This is a genomic window from Pelodictyon phaeoclathratiforme BU-1 (assembly GCF_000020645.1).
GTDB lineage: Bacteria > Bacteroidota > Chlorobiia > Chlorobiales > Chlorobiaceae > Chlorobium > Chlorobium phaeoclathratiforme.
Map to the genome: position 1 here is coordinate 1,910,488 of NC_011060.1, position 18,929 is coordinate 1,929,416.

Annotated in this window: 23 protein-coding genes; 1 reads left to right on the forward strand and 22 read right to left on the reverse strand. The window is 39.1% G+C overall.

What is annotated here, in order from left to right; all coding sequences use genetic code 11:
- The 21 genes from PPHA_RS08940 to PPHA_RS09035 all read right to left on the reverse strand — a co-directional run bounded on the left by PPHA_RS08940 (nt 1) and on the right by PPHA_RS09035 (nt 15,330).
- Nucleotides 1-801: a GvpL/GvpF family gas vesicle protein gene (locus tag PPHA_RS08940; RefSeq protein ID WP_012508523.1), complete on the reverse strand. Its 801-nt coding sequence runs from the start codon at nt 799-801 to the stop codon at nt 1-3.
- Between the two features lie 13 nt (nt 802-814).
- On the reverse strand, nt 815-1,087 hold the full coding sequence (locus PPHA_RS08945; RefSeq protein ID WP_012508524.1) for a gas vesicle protein GvpO: 273 nt from the start codon (nt 1,085-1,087) through the stop codon (nt 815-817).
- 67 nt (nt 1,088-1,154) lie between these two features.
- Nucleotides 1,155-1,427: a gas vesicle protein GvpG gene (locus PPHA_RS08950; protein WP_012508525.1), complete on the reverse strand. Its 273-nt coding sequence runs from the start codon at nt 1,425-1,427 to the stop codon at nt 1,155-1,157.
- The gene (locus PPHA_RS08955) at nt 1,393-2,169 is read right to left on the reverse strand and encodes a GvpL/GvpF family gas vesicle protein (protein WP_012508526.1); all 777 of its coding nucleotides are present in this window, start codon (nt 2,167-2,169) and stop codon (nt 1,393-1,395) included. The genes PPHA_RS08950 and PPHA_RS08955 overlap by 35 nt, the downstream gene beginning before the upstream one ends.
- Before the next feature lie 23 nt (nt 2,170-2,192).
- Nucleotides 2,193-2,966 carry a GvpL/GvpF family gas vesicle protein gene (locus PPHA_RS08960; RefSeq protein WP_012508527.1) on the reverse strand — a complete coding sequence of 258 codons (774 nt, stop codon included), beginning with the start codon at nt 2,964-2,966 and terminating at the stop codon, nt 2,193-2,195.
- Nucleotide 2,967: 1 nt separating this feature from the next.
- A complete protein-coding gene (locus PPHA_RS08965; RefSeq protein WP_012508528.1) occupies nt 2,968-3,987 on the reverse strand; it encodes a GvpL/GvpF family gas vesicle protein in 1,020 nt (339 codons plus the stop codon).
- A 6-nt stretch (nt 3,988-3,993) separates the two neighbouring features.
- A complete protein-coding gene (locus tag PPHA_RS08970) occupies nt 3,994-6,141 on the reverse strand; it encodes a CDC48 family AAA ATPase (protein WP_012508529.1) in 2,148 nt (715 codons plus the stop codon).
- Nucleotides 6,138-6,755, reverse strand: coding sequence for an ArsA family ATPase (locus tag PPHA_RS16555; protein WP_263053205.1), 618 nt, complete (start codon nt 6,753-6,755; stop codon nt 6,138-6,140). The genes PPHA_RS08970 and PPHA_RS16555 overlap by 4 nt, the downstream gene beginning before the upstream one ends.
- A gap of 25 nt (nt 6,756-6,780) precedes the next feature.
- Nucleotides 6,781-7,104, reverse strand: coding sequence for an ArsA family ATPase (locus tag PPHA_RS16560; protein ID WP_263053206.1), 324 nt, complete (start codon nt 7,102-7,104; stop codon nt 6,781-6,783).
- A gap of 4 nt (nt 7,105-7,108) precedes the next feature.
- Entirely contained in the window at nt 7,109-7,621 is a 513-nt protein-coding gene (locus PPHA_RS08980; protein ID WP_012508530.1) for an Hsp20/alpha crystallin family protein, read from the reverse strand.
- Nucleotides 7,622-7,633: 12 nt separating this feature from the next.
- On the reverse strand, nt 7,634-7,933 hold the full coding sequence (locus PPHA_RS08985) for a gas vesicle protein (RefSeq protein ID WP_012508531.1): 300 nt from the start codon (nt 7,931-7,933) through the stop codon (nt 7,634-7,636).
- A gap of 12 nt (nt 7,934-7,945) precedes the next feature.
- A complete protein-coding gene (locus tag PPHA_RS08990; protein WP_012508532.1) occupies nt 7,946-8,260 on the reverse strand; it encodes a hypothetical protein in 315 nt (104 codons plus the stop codon).
- A 29-nt stretch (nt 8,261-8,289) separates the two neighbouring features.
- A complete protein-coding gene (gene gvpN / locus PPHA_RS08995; protein WP_012508533.1) occupies nt 8,290-9,216 on the reverse strand; it encodes a gas vesicle protein GvpN in 927 nt (308 codons plus the stop codon).
- Between the two features lie 125 nt (nt 9,217-9,341).
- On the reverse strand, nt 9,342-10,499 hold the full coding sequence (locus tag PPHA_RS09000; protein ID WP_041526501.1) for a hypothetical protein: 1,158 nt from the start codon (nt 10,497-10,499) through the stop codon (nt 9,342-9,344).
- Between the two features lie 16 nt (nt 10,500-10,515).
- Entirely contained in the window at nt 10,516-11,127 is a 612-nt protein-coding gene (locus tag PPHA_RS09005; RefSeq protein WP_012508535.1) for a hypothetical protein, read from the reverse strand.
- A 162-nt stretch (nt 11,128-11,289) separates the two neighbouring features.
- Nucleotides 11,290-11,496, reverse strand: coding sequence for a gas vesicle structural protein GvpA (gene gvpA, locus PPHA_RS09010; protein ID WP_012508536.1), 207 nt, complete (start codon nt 11,494-11,496; stop codon nt 11,290-11,292).
- A gap of 52 nt (nt 11,497-11,548) precedes the next feature.
- Nucleotides 11,549-11,755 carry a gas vesicle structural protein GvpA gene (gene gvpA / locus PPHA_RS09015; protein ID WP_012508536.1) on the reverse strand — a complete coding sequence of 69 codons (207 nt, stop codon included), beginning with the start codon at nt 11,753-11,755 and terminating at the stop codon, nt 11,549-11,551.
- Between the two features lie 52 nt (nt 11,756-11,807).
- Nucleotides 11,808-12,014, reverse strand: a complete 207-nt coding sequence (gene gvpA, locus PPHA_RS09020; RefSeq protein ID WP_012508536.1) for a gas vesicle structural protein GvpA — start codon at nt 12,012-12,014, stop codon at nt 11,808-11,810.
- 52 nt (nt 12,015-12,066) lie between these two features.
- The gene (gene gvpA, locus PPHA_RS09025; protein ID WP_012508536.1) at nt 12,067-12,273 is read right to left on the reverse strand and encodes a gas vesicle structural protein GvpA; all 207 of its coding nucleotides are present in this window, start codon (nt 12,271-12,273) and stop codon (nt 12,067-12,069) included.
- Between the two features lie 388 nt (nt 12,274-12,661).
- Nucleotides 12,662-13,372: a DNA alkylation repair protein gene (locus tag PPHA_RS09030; protein WP_012508537.1), complete on the reverse strand. Its 711-nt coding sequence runs from the start codon at nt 13,370-13,372 to the stop codon at nt 12,662-12,664.
- A 59-nt stretch (nt 13,373-13,431) separates the two neighbouring features.
- On the reverse strand, nt 13,432-15,330 hold the full coding sequence (locus PPHA_RS09035; protein WP_012508538.1) for an ABC-F family ATP-binding cassette domain-containing protein: 1,899 nt from the start codon (nt 15,328-15,330) through the stop codon (nt 13,432-13,434).
- Nucleotides 15,331-15,623: 293 nt separating this feature from the next.
- Between PPHA_RS09035 and PPHA_RS09040 the strand changes: the two genes are divergently transcribed.
- Nucleotides 15,624-16,178 carry a hypothetical protein gene (locus tag PPHA_RS09040; RefSeq protein ID WP_012508539.1) on the forward strand — a complete coding sequence of 185 codons (555 nt, stop codon included), beginning with the start codon at nt 15,624-15,626 and terminating at the stop codon, nt 16,176-16,178.
- Nucleotides 16,179-16,307: 129 nt separating this feature from the next.
- Here PPHA_RS09040 and PPHA_RS14660 read toward each other — a convergent pair whose 3' ends face one another.
- Nucleotides 16,308-18,857 carry a PAS domain-containing sensor histidine kinase gene (locus PPHA_RS14660; protein ID WP_012508540.1) on the reverse strand — a complete coding sequence of 850 codons (2,550 nt, stop codon included), beginning with the start codon at nt 18,855-18,857 and terminating at the stop codon, nt 16,308-16,310.
- Nucleotides 18,858-18,929: the final 72 nt, after the last annotated feature.

An 18,929-nucleotide genomic window follows, 5' to 3' on the forward strand; every position in this document is an offset into this window, starting at 1 on the left:
TCAATGCGATATATTTATAAAGGAATAACAAGGCCAAGGGCCTGTAATTTCAATATTCAGGCCTATATTTTGATGCTGAATAATTAACTGATCAGACGTTTCAATAAAACTTTCAACATTTGCTTTATTCAATAACAAAACCACGTTAAGTATCATATCATCCTCTTTTTCCAAAGTTTCATTGTTTGGAATTGGATTGAAACGGAATTCTTCAGATAAGATACTAAACTTTGTAAATATTTTTTTTGAGTACGTATTATATATATTAATAATCTCGTTCTCGATGATTTCATTTTTTTTCTTTCCAAGTATATATGCTTTTCCTATTGAACTATTTTGGATCAAAGCATTTATATCTGATACTTTTTTACTGAGATGCGTGATATTCTCTACAATCTTATTTTTATTGCAATAGAGCTTTACAGCCCACTCCTCTTTCTCTTCGAGATAAACCAAATTTTTTTTAAACTCTTCAGCATATTTGATTATAAACTGCATCAAACTGCTTTCAGATTTGTACAGAGTGCCGAAATTGAAGGGAATCAGGCTCTTGACATGTTGCATAATGGAAGTAATAACATCAAGGTGTTCCCTTACCTTTGTATCTAACCAGACAACATCAGATAGATTTGATTGTAATTGATTTTCCGCAAAATCATTATCTGTCACATCCATTGTAGTAACAAATAATCCATCAACATCTACTACGCATATTCCCTTCTGCAATTGATACTGTTGTAATAAAGGGGGCTCACTTGTAACACAAAAGATGTATATAAGTCTTTCTTGAATAGCAACCATAGAAGATCAATAATCAATTATTTTCACTTTCAGAATCATCATATGTTGACAACCTCGAAAAAGAAATAACTTCTAAATCTGAATCGACAGTTACAGCATAAAATAACCTTATTTTTTTGGGGGGAAGATTCATCGATTTTAAAAAAGAATCATCCTCATATACTTCTGAAACAGTTTTCCAGGTATCTCCTGATTTTTCTACCCTTATTACTGTTACATCTGCTGTCTGTACATTTTCTTTAAGAAACGCAACTACCGTATTTCTTATAGTAATTATTTTACTCATTATATGCTCCAATAGTTATTTATAAAATAAACGAAGGATTATATTTTACTCCATAAAAACAATTTTTTTATTGATTTTGTTTATTCAATCTTATTCTTTCGAGTTTTTGTAATAATTCATCCTCTTCTCTGTCATATTCAACTTCATCAATCTCATCCAACTCGAACCTGAGTTGGAGAGCCATTAAACGTTCTTTAACAACACCTTCATCAGACGTCTCTTTCTCAACGACATCATTTATTTTTTTTGCTATAAATATAAGCCCATTAAGTGGAGCAAATAATATATCGTCTAAAATAAAAATATTATACCCCTTTTGTATTAATTGACAGATTAACAAAATTATATGGCGGTAACGTACCTACATATTTGAATGTCATAATATTTCCATACTTCTCATCAAGTTTATTTACAGAGTCATCAAACTCTGACTCTTTAACTTCCTTAATAAGAAATGCGGCGTTAAGAATCATAAGATTACCATAATTATCAGTTATCTTGATATCCTCAGCGATAGGACTCAATATATCAAGAATCTGTTGTTTATAACTCTCAATCTCTTTCTTCAGTGCATCTGCAACCATCTCACCTATTTTTACACGCTGATAGTGTATTTTATCAGCAGGCTGGTTCAATAGCTTATCTCTTAGAGATCGTATATTATCATATTTCTGAATAATATTTTCATATATTCTTGTTTCATCTGCCATGACTTTTAGGCCCAATTCCTTCTTTCCTTTCATTTTGATGAGCAATTCATCAAATCTGCTATAATCGGTAATCAATATTTTGATTATTGCGTCATCATTATCATGAGGTGATATTGTAGAAAATCTTACCGGGAGAACATTAAACCGCTTCATTACCTCTTCAAGAACCTTCTGATGGGCGATCATATTTGCTCGTCTTGCTTCATATTGTATGATCGGCGTTGAACTTACAACAGCGCAAATATCTTTGTAAATAACACCATATACCCTGTCATTACGTTTACCTATACCAATCTGGCCGAAATCAATAAATTCAGAATTGCGTATAATTCCGTATATATATCTTCCCTCTTTCGTTGTTTCGATATCCATCTGATTAATAATTAATAATGATTTCAGAGTTCCCATTTCTCAGGAAGAATTCGTAAATCTATAAAGTTAAAGATCGGTAAAGGGCCTGTATAATAATAGTCACTTCTGTCTTTATATTGCTCACCAAGATCATTCATTATATTATCAAACTCTACTTCACGGCCTTTGTTCAATAAAAAAGCGGTATTCATAAACATAGCCTCGCCAGTTGTCTTATTATGCTTATGAGCAACAACTGTCTTTCTCAAATATGTTACAATTTCGTATGCTTCGACTTCTTTCTTTTTTTGCAACTCATTCTCAATAATATGTCCGGCCTCAACAATAAGCAGTTTTCTTTTTTCTTCATCCTTCAGTCCCTCTATTTCACGTCTCAATTGTTTTAACTCAACATGTTCTTTATCTATCTCTTTATATATATCGATCATGCAGCGCCATGATGCTTTAAGATTATACTCAACCTTGTTTTCAAAACGCTCAAGAAGTTCAGATAATTCGCCATACCTGCGATCAAGAAGATTTCTTATTTCATCTGGTGTTGCTGCAACTGTGCCAAATCGAACTGGAATAACACTATTGAATTGACTCATCACGACCTCTATGACTCTTTGATGAGCAAGAATATTATCCGGGTTTAAAACAAAATGATTAAGTGGGTGGTCACTAACAACCATACTTAAGCCCTGAAATCCAATTGTATTTACAAGATCACCTCTACCCCCTATTCCAATTGCACCAAAATTGCATTCATAAGTAGAAGCAATGATACAATAAACGTACTTGCCATCCTTTTCCATATTATTTCTTTATTTTAACCAGATAAAAAGGTTCATCCGGCTTATGATCAGGAGAATCCTTGAAGACACTTGAATATTCAAGTAAAATCTGATATGCTTTGTTAATCTCTATAAAATCATCGTTATCAATTGCAGAAATAGTATTATTTTTATCTGGATGGGCGTGCGCTGCTTTTGCTCGGTATGCCTTTTTTATATCTGATTCTGATTTATAGGCATCAATACCAAGAATTTTTTCTGCCTTTTCGATCTCTTTTTTATTTAGAAGTTTTGATTCAAGAGTATAAAAACTATAACAAGGCAACGGACCAACTATCTTATATCTAAGCAGATTTTCATATTTTATATCAAGTTGATTAACCATCTCAATAAAAGAGTTTTCTTTATCCTTTTTTATTAGAAATGCTGAATTTAACGGCATTTCATCATTCATCGACTCATGTTTCTTAACACAAATACATAAAGAAGATAAAGAATTCATAATATCAAGATTGACTTTACTATTTTTTTCATCAATCTTTTTTTTGATTATTTTTCCGATATTTATGCTGTCCGCCTGATCATAACTACCTTTATTGGCAATTTCTTCCTTCATAATCCTGATCTGGGGAGTATCTGATATTTTTTTAATAAGATCAGGGAAATTATTCCACATGACCACCAGATCAAACTCCTGAATATCAGCTATATCATCAAAAGTTTTATTGATGATACGTAATCCATTTTTAACTATTTTTATAACATCATTACCCGAATTTACAATTGTACCAAGCTGCATGGGAATTATTGTTGAGCAACCTGTACTCATAATCAACTCAATTTTTTTCTGATGATCAACAAGTAAATAAGCTAAATCTTCTCTATTTAAATACTCAATATCATCTACCATTGTATCAGAAACAAGGGCAGCAATACTGCCATACTCTATCGAATAAATACCTGACTCAATCAATATAGTCTTGATATCTGTCAAATAGTGATTTGGAATAAATCCATATATATAAATACCTTGCCTGTCCATTATCTATTAATTTTGTCTATTTGTTGCCTGATTGCTGACTACTTGTATCGCATGTTCAAAATGCTCTTCTGTTATAATTATTTCTATAGTTTCTGAATCGACTTTTTTATCAATCAGTTCACGAATAGCAACCATTTTAGCCTTTTGACATATAAACTGTATATCTGCGCCAGTCATATTATCGGTTTTTTCGGCAAGTGCATTTAGACTAACACTCTCTTTTAGAGGCATATTTTTAGTATGTATTTTAAAAATCATCTCTCTTGTTGATAAATCCGGTAATGGAACTTCAAACATGAGATCAAATCTTCCTGATCGTAATAAAGCGGGATCAATACGATCAATTCTATTTGTTGCAGCAAGCACAGTGACCCCTTTTAACTCCTCAATACCATCCATTTCTGTGAGAAATTGACTGATTACTCTGTCAATAACTCCTGATTCTACGCCATCATTCCTTCTTCGTGGAGCAAGACTATCTATTTCATCAAGAAAGAGAATTGTGGGCGCTGATTGTTTCGCAAGCCTGAAAAGTTCTCTTACCCCTTTTTCAGATTCTCCAATAAAACGGTTAAGTATTTGAGGACCTTTTACAGAAATAAAGTTTACTCCACTCTCACTGGCAAGCGCTTTAGCAAGGTATGTTTTTCCTGTGCCAGGCTTACCATATAATATTATACCCTTTGGAGGATTGGTATCTGTTTTTTTAAATAGTTCAGCATATTTTAGAGGCCACTCTACGGTCTCTTTCAATGCCTGCTTAATCTCATCAAGCCCCCCAACATCTTCCCACTTGACATCAGGAACCTCAACAAATACTTCACGGATAGCAGAAGGTTCGACCTCTTTCATCGCATCAAGAAAATTATCCATCGTAACTTCTAACTGCATTAATAGCTCGTATGGTATTTCTGATAATTCAAAGTTAATCCTTGGAAGAATTTTCCTTAACGCTGTCATAGCCGCTTCGCGAGCAAGAGCTTCAAGATCAGCTCCAACAAAACCATGGGTAATATCAGCAATCTTTGACATATCCACATCTTCTGACAAGGGAATACCCCTTGTGTGGATATGAAGTATTTCAAGTCGTCCCTTTTTATCAGGAATAGAAATTGATATCTCACGATCGAAACGTCCTGGCCTTCTAAGCGCGGGATCAATAGAATTTGGAATATTTGTTGCTCCAATCACAATAACTTTGCCCCTTGACTCCAAACCGTCCATCAAGGATAAAAGCTGAGCTACAACCCTTTTCTCAACCTGCTTTTCGCCACCCATATCCTCCCGTTTTGGAGCGATTGCATCTATTTCATCAATAAATATTATAGACGGCGCATGAGACTGGGCCTCAGCAAATATATTACGTACTCTTGCTTCGCTTTCGCCGTAATACTTGCCCATAATTTCAGGGCCGGATATATTTATAAAATAAGCATCGGTCTCTTGTGCGACGGCTCTCACAATAAGCGTCTTTCCTGTACCTGGAGGTCCATACAAAAAAACACCTTTTGGTGGTTCGACTCCTAACCTTTCAAATATTTCAGGATATTTTAGGGGTAATTCAATCATTTCACGTATTCGCTGAACTTGATTACCAAGTCCACCTATATCTTCGTATGTAATCTTGTTTGATTTTACTTCATTTTGTTTTGAAGATTCAAGTTGTATTGATGTATCAGGATGTATCAAAACAACTCCATCAGGTACGGTCGATGAAATCGTATAATATATCGATCCGGAACCAAATAATGTCGCCTTAATTTTATCACCATTAGAAACCGGTAAACCATTTATAAGAGAACCAATATATTTCGCATCATCAGCCTTAATCAAAGAGCTTGATTTTGTTACCGGCTTGAGTTTTATTTTTGTTGCCTTGCGTATTGTTGTTTTATGTATTAGAACTTTTTCGTCTATTCCAACAATGGCATTTTCTCGAGTGATTCCATCAATCTGTATGATTCCCTTATCTCGATCATTAGGGTAAGAAGGAAGTATTTTAACTGGAGTGGAGCGTTTTCCCTCAATAAGGACAATATCACCCGATTCCAAACCAGCATGAACCATATCATTCGGATCAATTCTCGCAATTGCACGCCCTACATCCTTAACAATTGCCTCTTTGACTTTTAAGACCAACTCAGTATTGCTCATGTCAGATCCCTTTTTTGCTCTTTAACGTCAAAGAGCACCTGTTTTAACTTATTTAATGCTGCCAACCCTTTAATTTCATCAGGAAATACCGGAACAGTCACTATCCTTAATTTATTAAACAATTCATTTGCCTTCAGCAGATATTTTAATTGTGCTTTTTTTCGCTGTCTGCAGAATCCTGACTCGTCAGACTCCATTACATTATTTATAATCAATTGGCGTGATGTAATTTTGAACTGTCCAAGCTCATGTAACAATCTTTCTGTCTCCATAATAGCCATATCTTCAGGAATACAGACAGGAATAAATTCGCATTTATTACCATTACTGAGAAGAGCAGCAATACGTTTGACTGTCTTTTTAAGATTGATAAGCATGACATCCGCTTCATCATCCTTATACTCTCCCGAAAAAGACTCTATCATATAACGATATTTCCACCGCATTTTTGCAGCCATTTTGATCCACTCATCAAGGAGAACCGGGGAGGAGAGCAAGCGCAATGCATGACCAGTAGGGGCTGTATCAACAACGTATTTCTCGTAATTATTCTCTTCAATCAAATCAATGATGGTTTTAAAACTCATAACTTCATCAATACCAGGTATTGACATACTCATCATTTGCTGTATATCATCATCATCGAAATTTGTGGATGGATGTATCGAAAAGTTTAATAAGCTCACGTTCATGCTCTTTTTTAAACTCTTGAAATGCCTTGTCTGCAGATATTTCTATTGCGGTCAGGTTCACTACATTATGAACCGGTTGAAGTCTGAATCCAATTTCCTGTTCAAGACTATCTGAAACCGAATGTGCCGGATCAGTTGAAATTACCAATGTTTTATACTTTTCTGCCAAGCCAATCGAACATGCAACAGCACAACTGGTTTTACCAACACCTCCCTTACCACCAAAGATAATCATCTTAAGGTCTTGGCTATCCAAACCTGTAAGCGGCATTATATTATTTTTTAATTCTTATTTCAAGTATTCCATTTGTGTATTTATTTTTAATAACTTGATTATCAGAAGTTATCGGTAATAATAATTCTTTCCGATAGCTTTTTTTTCTGCTTTTCGTTGAAATTTCAAGTATATCATCCTTAAAGTCAATAATAATATCAGACTCTTCAATACCCGGCATTTCTGCAATTATTACAACTTCATCATTTTCATCGAATACATCTGTTATAGGTTCACGCTCTTCGTTAACCTTTGGGCCTTGTGGTGTTTTTATTATGTTACCAAAAGTTTCAACCTTTGGAGCACCACCAATTGCGGATTTTATTGTAAATCCATAAACACCATTCATCCCTTTTTTTAACGAATCTAAATTAAATTCTCCTTCCCGATTAATTGATCCTGATGTTTCAAGTTTTGCTGCCAGATCAACTAATTTTTCTATTCCTTTAAAAAGACCGCCCAAGCCCATAAAATCAAACTCAGCATCTCCATTACCATCTTTTGTGTTTTTCATCGGATCTCGTTATTATGTTATCTTCGTCAATGCCTCAAGCTTCTCTATGCGTTGCTGTAAATCATCCCGCAGTAATTGCTGTTCTTTATCTTTCGCCTTTGTAGAGAGATATGTATCTTCCTGCCACCAGTTTATACCCATCTCCATAGCTTTATCAACTGATGCAATTAATAACCTTATCTTAATTGTCAGCAAGTCAATATCAGCTATTTGTATCTTGATATCCCCTGCTATCACAATACCCTTATCGAGTACTCTTTCAAGTATATCGGCAAGTCCTGTTGCATTAACAGCATGTTTTAATTCTGGCATGATGAGATATTTTTAATACTCTATTTGGATAGTCGTAAATCCGGGATTTTTCGTTTCTTCTCCATACATATTATTTCTATTTCTGTTTTGAGGATCAAGCAAATGTGAACTATGTTCATAAATATTCTGTATAATCCTTAATCTATTTTGAACATAATCAAGTCTATGCAATATTTTTGTCTCCTCACTCATTAATCGCTGTTTTTCCTTTTCAAGCATATACAACTCAATAAAATCGGCTGTATCTGTCTGCCTTGCAGCAGACTTTGTAACCGTATGCAGCGTCTTTATACTGCTGACGCCTTTTTTAGGGTTATTAATTGGCATAACTCTTTCCAGAATTGCAGTTTATATAACTAAGAATGTAAATCTATCAACTCATTGACAATACCACGCACTCTTTCTTGATTTGTTTTTGACCCGACACGACTGGTTTCTGAAGTCAAAATATCCTGGCAGACTTTTTTAAAAAGTTCATTTGTCTTATCCGGCCTTGCATTAAGAACATTTAATGTCTTGGCAATCATAATCGATCCTCTTATTGTAGGGTCAAACTCAGTTTTACCTGATTCCCGCAATCCTCGAACTATTTTGACAATCTTTTCTGCATCATCAAGCGACATTCCTGATTTTGCATGAGTTATCATGAGTTCTGTTTCATAATCAAAATAATCAAGATCCATTGTAACCATCCTGTCACGCAATGCATCCTGAGTCCTGTTAACTCCGGCATATTCTTCAGGATTAGATGTAAATATTGCCCTGAATTCAGGATGAACTTTCATATAATACTCTTCTTCATTTGAAGATGAAGTACTCATCATTTTTTCTTGAAGAATCGGAAGAAGTATGTTATTTGCCTCAGGACGTGATCGTGTAAACTCATCATAAACCAAAGTAAAGCCTTTTTTGATAGCAATAGTTAAACGGTTGTTTACCCATTGCTTGGTCATATCCTCTTCATATTTATGGACAGAGTGAATAAAATTATCGTCCAATCTTCTGTATTTATAACCCTGCTCACTACCAATAAGATCCGATGTTTTATACTCAGAATCGCCATGAATAATGACAACAGGCCGACCTATCTTACTAGCAAGATGTAAAGCAACTGTCGTTTTCCCTGTGCCGGAAGGACCTCTGAAATGAACGGGAAATCCTGCTTTCATATAAGTCAGACCACGGCTTGTTATATCCCTGATATAGTCTGTTTCGACAAAATTAGGCATGGGCTTTGGCTCAAGCACTGTATTCATCTCACTATCACATCCCTGACGACGCATATTTTTATGGCTATTAGAATTTTAATTATAACCGCATCTTAATCAGCTATTACTTCTATAAGGTTAAAAAACGTTACAGGACCTTGAATATACAATAAAATCCTGTAACGTTTCCAACGAAACGGTTATTTAAACGTCTTCTTTATCGGATAATAAAGATTTTCGACTTTCGAAACCTTACCTGCATCAAGCAAACATTTTGCAGCAAAACCTATCTTCATTCGAGTTTCATGCAATGGTTCCTCCATGTCAGAAACCTTTACACCTTCATGATGACTATTGATATATTGCAGAATTTTCTCTTCCAAAGTACTCTCACTTGCAACTTGAGGTGTTTCGATATTAACAACCGGCATTTTTTCCTCAAATACAGGTAATTCGTTAATCACTGCTTTTATCTCTGTTTTTTCAGCAACTTTCACAACAGGCTTTTCAATTTTATCCGAAGTCACCACTTCCCCCCCACTCCTTATAGCTGCTATCTTCTCCTGCATTTCTTTCCAATATCCTGCACCTTCAGCTCTGTCTGCAGAACAATTATCCAACAGACTGGCTGTCGATGTTCTCAGCTCGGTTACTTCACGACTGATTCGCTCAAATAAAGTGTTGTATTCTTTCAGTCGATCAGCTTCGCCCTGATCCATATCCTTTTTCAGTTTACGAGCTGCATTAAGATTTTCATTACCGATATCAGCTATTCTTTCCTGAATGCTTTTAAGCAACGCATGCGTATACTCAAATCTTTCATTTCTTGTCTTATTCAGCTCGGCCCTTAATTCATCAGACATTTCCTTATGCTCAGTTCCGAATCTTTCAAGCATTTCATTTGTATAATTAAAAATACTCGACACTTCAGCGCTTATTTTACCAATGTACAATTCATACTCAGCCATTCTTGATTTTTCATTCTGAGCACGTGCTGTATTCTCCTCTGTAAAAAACTTATTCAAATCACTTGCCAAAACAGTTCTTGCTTTGGAAAAGTCCTGAATCAAATCTTTAACTTCTTTTTCGATTGAATCAATATCTTTTTGAATAGATCCTATTAATTGGGCATATTTACCCAGTCGATCTTTTTCTCCAGAATCAAGTGTCTTTTTTAATTCCGCCGCATTATTACTTATTTTTTTAGCAGTCTCCTCCTGCTCGTCACGATACTGCTTCATTTTTTCTGCAACATCTGCAACAAGGGCTTCATTATCTTTGACGCGCTCTTTAAATGAAGAAAGCATTTCTTCACTCAAGCTTTTCATTTGATTTGCCAATCCCATTTGTCTCTCCATTTTAGGTTATATAGCCTTAAACAAATCTATTGCTTATTATATATTTAGCATGTTTTATATCCCTGATACTGATAATATCTCCTTTATCAAGCAAAGACTCCAGATACTCCATCAATCTTTTGTGTGTTTCCTGAAAATCCATCAATATCCCCATAACATCTTCTTTTCTTTTTTCCTGTATTTCCGCAATCTCAGATAGCTCAGCTTTCAATAACGCATTTTTATCCGCATTCTCTGCAACGCTATAATCGGAAATATTTACTATTATATTTTTTAATGACTGTGTAAATTTTTTCTGGTCTTCTATGAATGCAACAAAATGATTTTTAGCATTACTCTCTTTTTGATCAAGAATACTATAGATCTCATCCATTATCAGATTATAATCCTTTTTCCGCAATGACTCTTTTTTAGCCAATGCCTCACAAAGCTTTATACTAACATCCATTCTCCTCACCTTAAGATATTCCAAAGAATCTTCAACACTATCAATCAAATAATGACACGACTCTTTTATATTTTCGGATGATTGAAATGCACTCTGAATATTTTTTATTCTAACTTCATCAGAATCACAACTATCTGAAGATTCAAATCCCTTTTTATTTATTTCTTCCTTAATAACCATCTTTACGAAATGTTATATGTATTTCATCTGAAACATAAAACATGTAACATGCTTTCTCTCAATTTTTTATTTCATAATAATAAGTTCTTGGTAAATCATGCTCGAGAGACATAAGAGACTGAGGATGTTTTAGCAAGAACAATCATCATACCGCGTGCTGCACTACGCTGCTTTTGCGGTCAGGCCGATTGCTTCAGCATATTTCAGATAGGTCTCTACAGAGGCAACGACTACCCTTGCTTCGATGGCAAGAAGTTCGATTCCAACAAGTGATACCCTTACCCATGCATCAACAACAACACCCTTGTCAAGAATACGATCGATAACCTCTACGAGGCTTGATGAACCGATTGTTTTTTCTACTGACATGATATTCTCCTGTTTTTGGTTTTAAAATCGACAACTCAGCTTCAAATTCTCTTTATGCTGCTTTTGCGGTCAGGCCGATTGCTTCAGCATATTTCAGATAGGTCTCTACAGAGGCAACGACTACCCTTGCTTCGATGGCAAGAAGTTCGATTCCAACAAGTGATACCCTTACCCATGCATCAACAACAACACCCTTGTCAAGAATACGATCGATAACCTCTACGAGGCTTGATGAACCGATTGTTTTTTCTACTGACATGATATTCTCCTGTTTTTGGTTTTAAAATCGACAACTCAGCTTCAAATTCTCTTTATGCTGCTTTTGCGGTCAGGCCGATTGCTTCAGCATATTTCAGATAGGTCTCTACAGAGGCAACGACTACCCTTGCTTCGATGGCAAGAAGTTCAATACCCACAAGCGATACCCTTACCCATGCATCAACAACAACACCCTTGTCAAGGATACGATCGATAACCTCGACGAGACTTGATGAACCGATTGTTTTTTCTACTGACATGATATTCTCCTGTTTTTGGTTTTAAAATCGACAACTCAGCTTCCCATTCTCTTTATGCTGCTTTTGCGGTCAGGCCGATTGCTTCAGCATATTTCAGATAGGTCTCTACAGAGGCAACGACTACCCTTGCTTCGATGGCAAGAAGTTCAATACCCACAAGCGATACCCTTACCCATGCATCAACAACAACACCCTTGTCAAGGATACGATCAATAACCTCTACGAGGCTTGATGAACCGATTGTTTTTTCTACTGACATGATATTCTCCTGTTTTTGATCAATAAACACCGTCTTACAAAGAGAGGGACGGCTTACCTCTTCACATATAAGTGGCATATACCATGCCAGCATTTGCAATTACAGTTGCCCAACAAAACAAAGCACAAGTTAACTCATTTATTATAAATCAGTTATAATAAATTTTATTTTAACACTATCTTATATTGTGCTGTTTTGAGACCGATAATGCTTCCCTGATCCTGCTTATTTTCTATTTAACCCCGCACAGGTGTGCGGAAGCATGTTCGCTTTTAATAATTAAGGAAGAAACAGTACCTGCCGGGCAGGATGACTTCTTGATGGATGGAGAGTAGTGACGTGAGGCGGAAGAACATTGCAACCCAAATGGAATGGGCGGATATTGCTCTTACAAATTCCCTTTCAGGTAGAGAAGCCGCCTTGCTTCAGGAAAGCGCTCAATTGCATATCGGAGCATAACCCTTGGCATACGCTGATAATGTCTCGATAAAAAATCTTCAAGTGCAGCCAGGTTACGCTTGCCAACCTCCCTGAGCATCCACCCTGTAGCCTTATGAATCAGCTCTTCAGGATCCTGAAGCAGCTTTTCTCCCAGAGCAAGAGTATCCTGAAATTCTCCCAGACGGATGAAATGAAAGGTTGCGATAATAGCAATTCTGCGCTCCCACAACCTCTCAGAATCAGCAAGTTGAAGGAGGGACGTTCGTGGATGGTCATGTAAAAAGCTGCCGACAATATGCGGCGCGGAAATATCAACCAGATCCCAGTTGTTGATACATCGGGTATGTGCAAGGTAGATATCGTAAATCCGCTTCCGTGAGGGTTCGTCACCCCGGATAAAACGACGCATCAGCATCAACAGAGCAAGCAATCGATCTTCATGAAAAGCCGACTCAAGCAGCAGAATAAGCTCAGGCATAGGAACATCATCCACCGTCAAGGAAAGTTTTCTCAACACTGGCACCCGAATTCCACGAAAAAGATCACCTTCAGCATATTCACCGGGCCCAGTTTTGAAAAATCTCTGCGCAAACCGGGCCGCCTCGGGATTTGAGAGCGCCTCAAGACGTTTCATGATCATGGATGCAGTACCACTCATGATAATATTCCCTCTTAACTTCAGATTAATCGTTTCCCGAAATCCTCATTATCAACACCCTACGCCTGTTCAGCCAGCTTACTCCACCGGGCCATCTCTTTTTCAAGCTGCTGTTGAAGCGCCTGAAGTTCCGACCCAAGCTGCTGCTGCAACCCAAAATCACTACCTGCCGACGCAAGACGTGCGGCTATCTCCGACTGACGGATTTCAGCATCGTGGATCGTCTGCTCAAGCAGCTCAAGCTCACGCTTCTCCTTGCCTGAAAGCTTTGAGGGCTTTGGCTTTACCGATACCGGTGGAAGAATCTTCTGAGCCTCTTTCGCAGATGATTTCTTTTCATCCTTTCCCTTGGCCGCCAAAGCTGCTTTCATTTCGAGGTAGACGGTATAGTTACCCGGATAGCGACGAATACTGCCGTTCTCCTCGAAGGCGAAAATATACTCCACCGTCCGGTCAAGGAAATAGCGATCGTGACTGACCACCAAAAGGCAGCCCTGAAAGGTATCGAGATAGTCTTCAAGCACCCGGAGCGTCGGGATATCAAGATCGTTGGTCGGTTCGTCAAGCAGAAGCACATTGGGCGAATCAATGAGCTGTTTGAGCAGATAGAGCCGCCGGCGTTCGCCTCCCGAAAGGGTGCTGATATAACTGTACTGGGTTGAGGGCGCAAAGAGAAAACGCTCAAGCATTCTCGCAGCAGAAAAAACTGTGCCATCCTTAGTCTTGATCTGCTCGGCATGCTCCTGAATATACTCAATCACCCGTTTCGAATCATCAAGTCCCCTGCTCTGCTGATCGTAATAACCGATATTCACCGTCTTACCAAGATCAATATGGCCACTGTCAGGCTCAACACGCCCGGTAATCATATCAAACAGGGTCGTTTTTCCCGAACCGTTCGGTCCGATAATGCCAATACGGTCTCCCTTTTGCAGATGATACTCAAACGAATGCAGCAGCAACTTGTCACCGTACGATTTTGATACCTGGTGAAACTCAATGATTTTATCACCCAGCCGACCAGCTCCGAAGCCGATCTCAAGCTCTTTTGACTTCTGCTTTTTCGGAGCATACACAAGGCTCTCGGCACGCAACATACGGGCTTTCTGTTTCGTCGTCCGTGCCTTGCAGCCACCCCTCATCCACTCCAGCTCCTGACGGACAAGGGCGGAACGCTTGCGATCATCCCGTATCGCCTGCTCTTCCTGTTCAGCCTTCTGCAACAGGTAACTTGAATATCCTCCGGTGTAGGTAACCGCCGTCCGGCCATCCATTTCAATCATTCGAGTCGCCACACGATCAAGAAAATATCGGTCATGCGTAATCAAAAGCACCGCGCCCTGATAACGACGGATATACTGCTCCAGCCACTCAACACTATCGGCATCAAGATGGTTGGTCGGTTCATCAAGGATAAGCCCGTCACTCGGCACAACAAGCGCATGAGCCAATGCCACACGCTTGCGCTGACCACCGGACAGCGTACCCATGGTTGCCGCAAGATCATAAAGACCCAGTTTACCAAGCACCATTTTGGCATTCGATTCAAGCTCCCATGCACCACACACATCAAGCTCGTGAGCAAGCCGACTCATCTTCTCAATCAACGATGGGTCTTCACTGTGGCGCGTCTCCAGCTCCTTGCAGACCACTTCATACTCATAAATCAGATCCATCGCCTTATCGCTCGACTTCAGAATGGCTTCCAGCACCGTATCCTCAGGATTGAAAGGAGAATCCTGCGGCAAATAGGCAATCCTCTTCTGGTTAGCCACCATCACCTTTCCTTTATCAGGCGTTTCAACCCCCGCAAGAATCTTCAAAAGCGTACTTTTACCGCTCCCGTTTGCCCCGATAATACCGATCTTGTCGCGATCATCAATGCCAAACGAGACATCCTCAAACAAATGTTTCAGACCATATTTTTTCTGTAACCCTTCAACTGTTAAAAGCACCATACCTCTTCACCATTCCTTATACTTATGTTCATTCATGCCCTTCAAAACCTTTCAAAAGAGCGGAATATAACGATTACATCCCGTTTGGCAGCCAACTCATTGTGCACCGCTTAAACGATAAAAACTGGTACCAACTTACAAAAAGAGGAGTTATGCTGTCAGAACGAACGCAACGTTTTTTTTCTCTCCAGTTTCCTGTTCCCCTTTTTTTTCATAAACTGTGCTAATACAAAAACAACATGCAGGAAATTACCCCTGCAAAACAGAGTAAAATCACCATCAAATAACCTCAAATGAGTGAACTGGAAAAATTGCTGGCATGGGGCGATCTACCCGTACCTGAAGTATTACATCAGCTTCCACACCAGCAGCAACAGGAAGTTGCAACCTGGGCAATCAATATTATCAGCAATAAAACAGAAGGGCTGGACGATCTCTACAACGCCATAAGCATGATCGTCAAATTCATCCCCAACTTCATGGTCATTCCGCTTATGGTCGAACACATCCGCCCACGGATTGCCGCCGAAGTATGCATCAAAATGGGCATTGACCAGGCAACCGGATACGCAAATGACCTGCCCCTGGAATATTTCAGCGCAGTTTCCAAGCACCTTGATGCCGAGATGATGGCCAGAATTCTCGAAAAAATGAAACGGCACACCGTCGAAAAATTCATCCACCATGAACTGCAGCAGTGCCAGACCCGTGTACTCGACATCGCCATACATCTCAATCAGCAACTCCTTGAAATCGTAGCAAAACTGGTTGCACTTCCCGAACCCTCAACCGATCATGACAACAATCCGCATGAAGCGGTGATTGAAAAAATCAGGGCCATGCAGTAATTAAAACCCTGAACACACTGAAATTGACCAAAAACACAACAACTCCATCGCCTAAAATTCAGAGACCATTTGTATATCTGATAAACAGAACAACGTTCAATCGCTGATGGAAAAGTTGCAACACGAGCGCTACTCTGGCTGAAAACCGGCAACTGGACAGATCCTTGAAGGCAACCCTATGGTAATAATCGTACCTCCCCCAGCAGGACACTCAACAGAAAGAGTTCCACCATGTTTATGGACAACAATGTCATAACAAATGCTTAACCCGAGTCCGATACCTTTTCCAGGTTCTTTTGTACTGAAAAACGGATTAAAAATATCTCTCCTGATTTCCTCCGGTATGCCTGGCCCGTCATCGGTAATTGAGCAGAAGACCTTGCTGCCCTCGAACCAGGTATGAAGCGCGATTGTGCCGGGAGAACTCCGATTCTGTGACTTGATTGCATGTGCACTATTGACAATCATGTTGAGAAAGAGCTGATTAATCTGTTCCGGATTACAGTATACCGAAGGAAGCACTTCATCAAACCTGGTTTCAATCCCGGCAATGTCACGATATTCATGACGGGCAAGAATAAGCATATCACGGAGTCCCTGATTGAGATCGAACGAGACCCGCTCATCAGGAGCGTGAGTTATGGAGAAATTCCTCATGCTGTTGATAATGGTTGTCATACGCTCGAAACCATTATTTGACTCGGAAAAGATCATCGGAATATCATCAAGCAGCATATCAATGTCAAGCTCCGCCTCCATTCTGCGTAGCTTTTGCAACGCGGGAGCCAAAAATCCACCCATCGACTCCACTTTTCCTGTAATCTCCCGGTACTCGTTTACAAGCAACAAGAGATCGTCAAAATATTCCTTCTGGGTCGAAAAGTTGATCTTGATAAAATTGAGCGGATTATTCAGCTCATGGGCAATACCGGCAGCAAGCTGACCAATCGAGGCAAGTTTTTCATGCAGAATCACCTGCTGATGCATTATTTCAAGCTCTCGGGTACGTTCTGCAATACGCTCTTCGAGTGTCTTGTTAAGATGAAACAGTTTTTGTTCAGCCAGCTTGCGTGCAGTAATTTTGGTACTGGTACCGATAATCCGGTAAATACGACCATAATCATTGCGAACCGGATTAAGAACCGTCTCCCACCAGCTCACCTTACCCATGAATTGCAAATTCTCTTCAAAATGTATGGAACTGCCTCGACGCACACAGGCATCGTAGTTACCGATAAACTTTTGAGCAATTTGAGGAGGAAAAAGCTTTTCGGGTGTTGCTCCAACAAGCTCCTGATTGCTTATTCCTGTCAGTTGTTCATTAAGCGGATTATGGCCTTTATACTGATAGGAACCATCTGGAAGGACGTCAACAACAAAAATGGAATGATTGACCTCCTCATAGATACTTTTGAGCAACAGCCCGTTTTCAAGCAGCTCCTGCTCGTACTGTTTACGCCTGTTTTCATTCTTTTTGCGCTCTGTAACATCACGGATCAGCCCCATCATGCCCGATAAATCCTGCCCCTGAAAATAGTGAACATGAACTTCCCCGTAAAAAAAATCTCCGTTCTTTTTCCTGAACCTGAACTCTACAACCTGATCGATCAAGTCATCCTGCAAGGTTTTATTGAATATGAGAAGCGCTCCCGGAATTTCATCTTCAGCAAGATACTCGGTAAAGTGATCCCCGATAACCTCCTGGGGGGTATAGCCAAAAATCTTTTCAATAGCCTGTGAGGCATAGGTCAGAATTCCGCTCCTGTCAGAAACAAAAACCACCTCAACCATCTGTTCCGTAATCGTACGAAACTTCAGTTCACTGTCACTCAATAGTTTTTCGGTCTTTTTGCTCTCGGTGATATCAAAAACAATAGCATAAAGAAATTCCTTTCCCGTAATCTCTATCTTGCTCGAGAAGACCTCCACATCACGCACAGAGCCATCCGAACGGCAATGACGAAAGAAAAAGCGGTTTTGCTTTGCTGAACGGCTTTTATCAAGATTATTCTGGATCTCTTCAACAGTGATCGGATTGATTTGCCTGATATTCATCTTCCTTAGTTCCTCAACAGACCACCCATAAAAGTCTGCTGCCGCACGATTGGCGTCAACAATATTGCCCGTATCAGGATCGAGAAGAATCTTGACCGCTGCATGACTTTCAAACAGCTTCCTGAAACGCTCTTCACTGATGCGCAACTCCTGCTCAGCCTGATTGCGTTCAGTGATATCATGAATGACTGAATAGAGAAACGCTTTGCCCCCAATCTCAATTCGGTTACTGAACACCTCCACATCCCGCACAGAGCCGTCAAAAAGGCGGTGGCAAAAAACAAATCGGTTTTGCTTCGATGAACGGGTTTTTTCCATCTCTTTCAGCACAACATCCGGTGAAAGAAGATTGATCTGCTGAATATTCATCTTCCTGAGCTCCTCAATCGACCAGCCATAAAAGCTGGCGGCTGCACGATTGGCATCGACGATGTTAGCCGTATCAGGATCAATAACCAGCATCACGGCTGAATGTTCGTCGAAGAGTATCCTGAACTTTTCCTCGCTTTCACTCAGACACTCACCCGTTCGAAGAGAAGTAATCCGCTTCTCTTCCTCTCTCTCTTTCAGGAGCGCTTTCAATCGGGCATTTTCCTGCTCTAACCGGAGTAACTTTTTTTCCACCAAATTGATTATTTATCCTCTATTCCAGCCCATCTTGCATCACCATCAACCAACAATCACTTTTGTGACTTT